We start from the raw sequence: 5,139 nt of genomic DNA, 5'->3' as shown, positions 1-5,139 counted from the left end.
GCAAATAAGTTACACCTACCCGCCGAGGCGAGTGACCTCTACCTAAAAGCACAGCTGGCTGCATGATTATTCGGTTCGTGCGGAAAGATGGTTTCCGGCCTGCCGTCTTTTCCGGTTGCTCTGCGTGACAGCTGGTTGCCGCCGAGCGCCGCCAATCGCTCCGGGCCAGATCCGGAGGGACCCGAAGCAATTGGGTCCGCTCCGCCCGCAGGGGGTTGGCACGCCCAGGTCGACCGGTTCCGGGGCGGTCCGGCAGGCCGCTCGGCTGCGACGGCGGACCACGACGGCCCAGACGGGCGCGGCCACCACCACGCCCGCCGCCCGTGGACGGGGGCAGATTCGACTTCACTGGTCCCATGTGGCGGGCCGCCGTCGTCGCCGACGGGAGCGCTGCCGAGGCGTGGCTCCGACGGCCGCGGCCGCCACTGTGGTGGTGGCCGTCTTGATTGCGCTGACTTTCCTTCCAGCCCTGCTCGGCTTCGCCGGGCGGCGGGTGTTCGGGCGCAAGGCCCGCAGGAATCCTGTGTCTGTCCGGGAAGCGGCCGAGGAGCGGGCCGGTGCGCGTTGGGCCCGGTTCGTGCTTCGGCACCCGACGGCGGTTCTGCTGACAGGCGCCGTCGTGCTCGCGGTGATCGCGATCCCGCTGGCCAGTATCCAGATGGCACTGCCCGACGACGGGCACCTGCCGACGGGCACCACCCAGCGCCGGGCCTACGACCTGCTGACCGCCGGGTTCGGCGCGGGGTTCAACGGCCCGCTGCTGGTCACGGTCGACGGCTCGCGGGCCCCGGACCCGCGGGGCGCGGCGGCCGACAGCGTCAGAGCCATCTGGGCGCTGCCCGACGTCGCGTCGGTGAGCACCCCGTCCTTCAACGCTGGCGGGAACACCGCGATGATCAAGCTGGTGCCGAAGGCGGGCCCGAACGACACGGCCACCCACGACTTGGTGGCGGCGATCCGGCGTTCCAGCGACCGGCTGGAGTCCGCCACCGGTGCGGAGCTGCTCGTCACCGGGCGGACGGCATTGAACATCGACATCTCGCAGCGGCTGCGCGCCGCTCTCATCCCCTATCTGGCGGTCGTCGTCGGGCTCGCGTTCTGCTGCTGATGCTGATGTTCCGGTCTGTGCTGGTGCCGCTCAAGGCCGCACTCGGTTTCGTGGCGTCGGTCCTGGCCGCGCTCGGCGCGATGGTCGCCGTATTCCAGTGGGGCTGGGCTGAAGGACGTCACTGGCGTCGAACAAACCAGGCCAGTGGCCAGCACTATGCCGATCTTCATCGTCGGAGTCGTCTTCGGACTGGCGATGGACCACGAGGTCTTCCTTGTCGCCCTCCTTCTGCGGCTTTCGTCGCCATTTCCTCGGCTCACGAGCGTCCGCCCGGGCTGTTTCAACGTGGGTAGGACGCTGCTCGCCGTCCTCGTCCTCGCGGTCGGATTCACCGGGCCTCAACCTGGCTGGCGTGCCGTTCTGGAGCCAGCCGATCTTCGGCGGCCTGGCGCTCATCGTCGTAGCGCTGCTCTCCCGGTCGGAGGCCCGCCATCTGAGCAGCAGCTGACACCGTTGCCTTGGCTCCCGCGCTCGGTCCGAACTGTGCTCGGGCGTGTCCGGACGGGGGGTGGGCGGCTGTCGCGATTGGAGACATCGGCTAACCCCGTGCCGCGGCGACACTGAGGCCTGTGCGCGTCTTCGAGAGCCTCGATGCCTTCACCGCCGTCGTCGGTACCGAACTCGGTACCAGCGAATGGCTGACGGTCAGTCAGGAGCGGATCAACCAGTTCGCCGAGGCCACCGGCGACCGCCAGTGGATACACGTCGACCCGGAACGCGCGGCGAAGGGCCCGTTCGGCGGGACGATCGCGCACGGCTACCTCACGCTGTCGCTGGTACCGACACTGGCCGAGTCGATCTATCGCATCGAGGGCCTGGCTCTGGGCGTCAACTACGGCGCGGAGAAGCTGCGCTTCCCGCATCCGGTGCCGGCGGGGTCGAAGATTCGGGCGACGGCGACCCTGAGCGCGATCGACCGGACGGCCGCCGGCTCCCGGGTCCGGATCTCCTTCGTGGTCGAGATCGAGGGCGTTGACAAGCCGGCGTGCGTCGTCGAGGTCGTCTACGTCCTCGCCGCGGCCTGAGCCCCGCTGACCCACGGCTGTGCCAGGTCGCAACGATCTCGATGGCGCATCCGAGCCTACGTTCCCGCTCACCATCGGGTGCGCCGGGCAGGAAGTGAGGGGCATGGGCGAGTTCGACGGGCTCTCCCGTCCGGACCTGGTGGGTCCGCTGCTGGCGGACGTGGTCGGTGACGAGGCGTGGCGCGAGGTTGAGACGCGCCTGATTGCCGGCGGGAAGTCGAACCTGACCTTCGAGGTGGCGTGCGCGGCGGGGACGGCGGTGCTGCGCCGGCCCCCGTCGGGCGGGATTCTGCGCGGGGCCCATGACATGGGGCGTGAGGCCCGGGTACAGGCGGCCCTGGCGGGCACGGACGTTCCCGTGGCGCGGATCCTGCTCGCCTCCGACGGGACCGGCCCGCTGGGGGTGCCGTTCTACGTGATGGAGAAGGCCGACGGGCACGTCATCCGGGACGTCCTTCCGCCCGAGTACGCCGCCCACCAGACGGACGTCGGGTTCGCGATCGCGGACGCGCTGGTCGACGTGCTGGTCACGCTGCACGCCGTCGACCCGGACGCGGTCGGACTGGGTGACTTCGGGCGCCCGTCGGGGTTCATGGCCCGGCAGGTGCGGACGTGGACGCGGCAGTGGGAGGCGACCAGGACCCACGACGTTCCGGTCGTGGACGAGCTGGCGCGGCGGCTGGCGGCCCACCGGTTCACCGAGCCGCCCCGCCCGTCCGTGGTGCACGGTGACTACCAACTCGACAATGTGATCATGGACTTGAACGACCCGGGACGGGTGCGCGGGGGTCCTCGACTGGGAGCTCTCGACCCTCGGCGATCCCCTGGCCGACCTGGGGATGCTCCTCTTCTACTGGACCGAGGCCGGGGAGCCGATGCCGATGCTGACGCCGGGGCTCACCGCGCGGCCGGGCTTCCCCGGCCGGGCTCACCTGGCCGAGCGTTACGCCCGCAGCAGCGGAGCGGACCTGTCGGATCTGGCTGCCTATGTGGCGTTCGCGCACTTCAAGTTCGCCGCGATCGCGCAGGGCATCGCGGCTCGGACGGCCCTCGGCGCGATGGCCTGTCAGCATTTCGGCGATCTGTCCGCCGAGGTCGAGCGGATCGCGGCTGAGGGCCTGCGCCGCTGGACGAAGTAGGGATTCCATGGACTTCGAGCTCTCGCCGCGGGCACGGGACACATGTGCGCGCATGTGGGACTTCATGCGGGAGGAGGTGTTCCCGGCCGAGCCCGGCTGGCGGGCCTGGCTGCGTGAGCACGGCGAGCATGCCCACCCGCCGCTGATGGAGGAGCTGAAGACGTCGGCGCGCAACGGGGACTGTGGCACCTGTTCCTGCCGGCGTGGTCGGGCCTGTCGAACCTCGACTACGCGTCGGTGGCGGAGATCCCGGGGTGGTCGCCCGTGATCGCGCCGGAGGCGATCAACTGCCAGGCTCCCGACACCGGCAACATGGAGACGCTGGAACTGTTCGGCACCGAGGCGCAGAAGACGCTGGCTGGAGCCGCTGCGGGAAGGCCGCCTCCGGACGGCGTTCGGGGGTGCGCTCGCCGAGCAGGGCGTCGTGCAGGAGCTGATCGCCCGGTCCCGGATCGAGATCGACCAGGTCCGGCTTTATGTCCTCAAGACGGCGTGGCTGATCGACCGCCACGGAGCCCGTGGGGCGGCGAGCGAGATCGCGGGAATCAAAGTCGCCGCTCCGGCTGTGGCGACGGCGGTGATCGACCGGGCCACCGAGGTGCACGGCGCCGCGGGGGTCGGCGACGACACCCCGCTCGCCTGGGCCCGGGCTCTGCGCATCGTCGACGGGCCGGACGCCGTCCACCGCCGCACCATCGCCCGCCGCGAGTTGCGCGCCGAACGGCCCTACACCGGCTGAGGGGGTCGGGGGCCCGGCCTGGGCCGCCGGGCCCCGACCTCGACTGTCCCTCCGGGTGGTCTTCTTACGGTCCTCAGGCCGGACGCAACAGCGCCGGACAGCGGGCACGACACCTCGGATCGATCAGGATGAGGGCGGTACCTCCATGATCTCCAGGTGTCGTGCCCACATCCCTGAGACCCCCGTTGTGCGCTCGTCCGATCAGAAAGCGTCGAGGGCGTCCAGGTCGTCGATCGCGCACGTCATGCGCCTGATGAACTCACGGGAGCTGGCCGGCGGCTGCATGTCCGGCCCGTCGGCTGGCTGGCCGAGGGTTCCAGTCCACCACGCCAGAGCTGGGAACATCTGTTGGCGATAGATGAGCCACGCCTGGTCGAAGGTCGGAGTCGCCACACCAGAGGCCTTCAGCTGTTCCAGGTAGTACTCGAGAAGATCTCGCTCCCACTCTCGCCTGTCCTCCGGGGCCAGGGAGGTGGAAAGTGCGTAGGCGATGTCCCTACCCCAGGTGCCCTTGCTCGAACACTGCCAGTCGTTGAGTCCCAGTTCTCCGTCCGCCTCGATGAACCAGTTCTTCAGATGCACATCGGAGTGAATCAGCGTCCTGGGTAGCTGCACCTGCGCGCTCGTGGACTTCAACGTGGCCGGCCAGATCTCGTCTGCCCGCGCGAACAGTCTCGGAGGAATGACGTCCTCAGCCATCTGAAAGCCCAGGGCGCACGCCGGCCCGAATCCGGCTTCCTCGACCGTGATCTCGAAGAACTTCTCCCAGTTGTTCCAGACGGCGAGGTCGGTTTCGAGCTCGGGAGAGTCCCAATATCGCGCGTGCAGCGTTGCAAGCAGCCTGAGCTGACTCTCGGCCTGCTCTTTGCTCAGGGTCATGTCGTGAGTACAGAAGGAAACCTGGCCGCCGATATCCCGCATGATGATGATCGAGTTCAGGGTCTCGGGGTCGTAGCGCGAGAAGAGCGCTTCGGGAGCGCGAATGGGTAGGCCGGGTCGCACCAGGTTGTAGAACGTCGCCTCACCGGCGATCGCTCCGTTCATTCCGAGAGCGTATCGGCTCTCCAGGTTCGGCGTTCCTTTGGCGAAGACGCTGGAGGGTAGGCCCGCCTGTTCTCCGGTCTCGTT

At 69.1% G+C, this 5,139-nt stretch carries 3 protein-coding genes and 3 pseudogenes; 5 read left to right on the top strand and 1 reads right to left on the bottom strand.

Going from position 1 to position 5,139, the window contains the following annotated elements:
- Window positions 1-412 precede the first annotated feature (412 nt).
- From MXD62_RS26930 to MXD62_RS40960, 5 genes and pseudogenes are all read left to right on the top strand, one after another.
- Window positions 413-1,327 (top strand): annotated as a pseudogene (locus MXD62_RS26930) (MMPL family transporter); the annotation flags it as partial.
- Between the two features lie 341 nt (window positions 1,328-1,668).
- Entirely contained in the window at window positions 1,669-2,133 is a 465-nt protein-coding gene (locus tag MXD62_RS26925; protein ID WP_368862454.1) for a MaoC family dehydratase, read from the top strand.
- A 103-nt stretch (window positions 2,134-2,236) separates the two neighbouring features.
- A pseudogene (locus MXD62_RS26920) lies at window positions 2,237-2,860 on the top strand (phosphotransferase family protein); the annotation flags it as partial.
- Between the two features lie 112 nt (window positions 2,861-2,972).
- On the top strand, window positions 2,973-3,272 hold the full coding sequence (locus tag MXD62_RS26910) for a hypothetical protein (protein WP_248832211.1): 300 nt from the start codon (window positions 2,973-2,975) through the stop codon (window positions 3,270-3,272).
- Window positions 3,273-3,279: 7 nt separating this feature from the next.
- A pseudogene (locus MXD62_RS40960) lies at window positions 3,280-4,011 on the top strand (acyl-CoA dehydrogenase family protein).
- 201 nt (window positions 4,012-4,212) lie between these two features.
- Here the strand turns inward: MXD62_RS40960 and MXD62_RS26900 are convergent.
- The coding region (locus MXD62_RS26900) for a phosphotransferase (RefSeq protein ID WP_248832207.1) at window positions 4,213-5,139 on the bottom strand (927 nt) is incomplete at its 5' end.

The organism is Frankia sp. Mgl5 (genome assembly GCF_023242985.1).
GTDB lineage: Bacteria > Actinomycetota > Actinomycetes > Frankiales > Frankiaceae > Parafrankia > Parafrankia soli.
Note: the sequence above shows the minus strand (reverse complement) of the source record. Positions and strands in the feature narration are given on the sequence as shown.

Excerpts from the sequence above, each read along its gene's own strand:
- MXD62_RS26910 (WP_248832211.1), top strand. The coding sequence starts at position 2,973 with ATGCTCCTCTTCTACTGGACCGAGGCCGGGGAGCCGATGCCGATGCTG.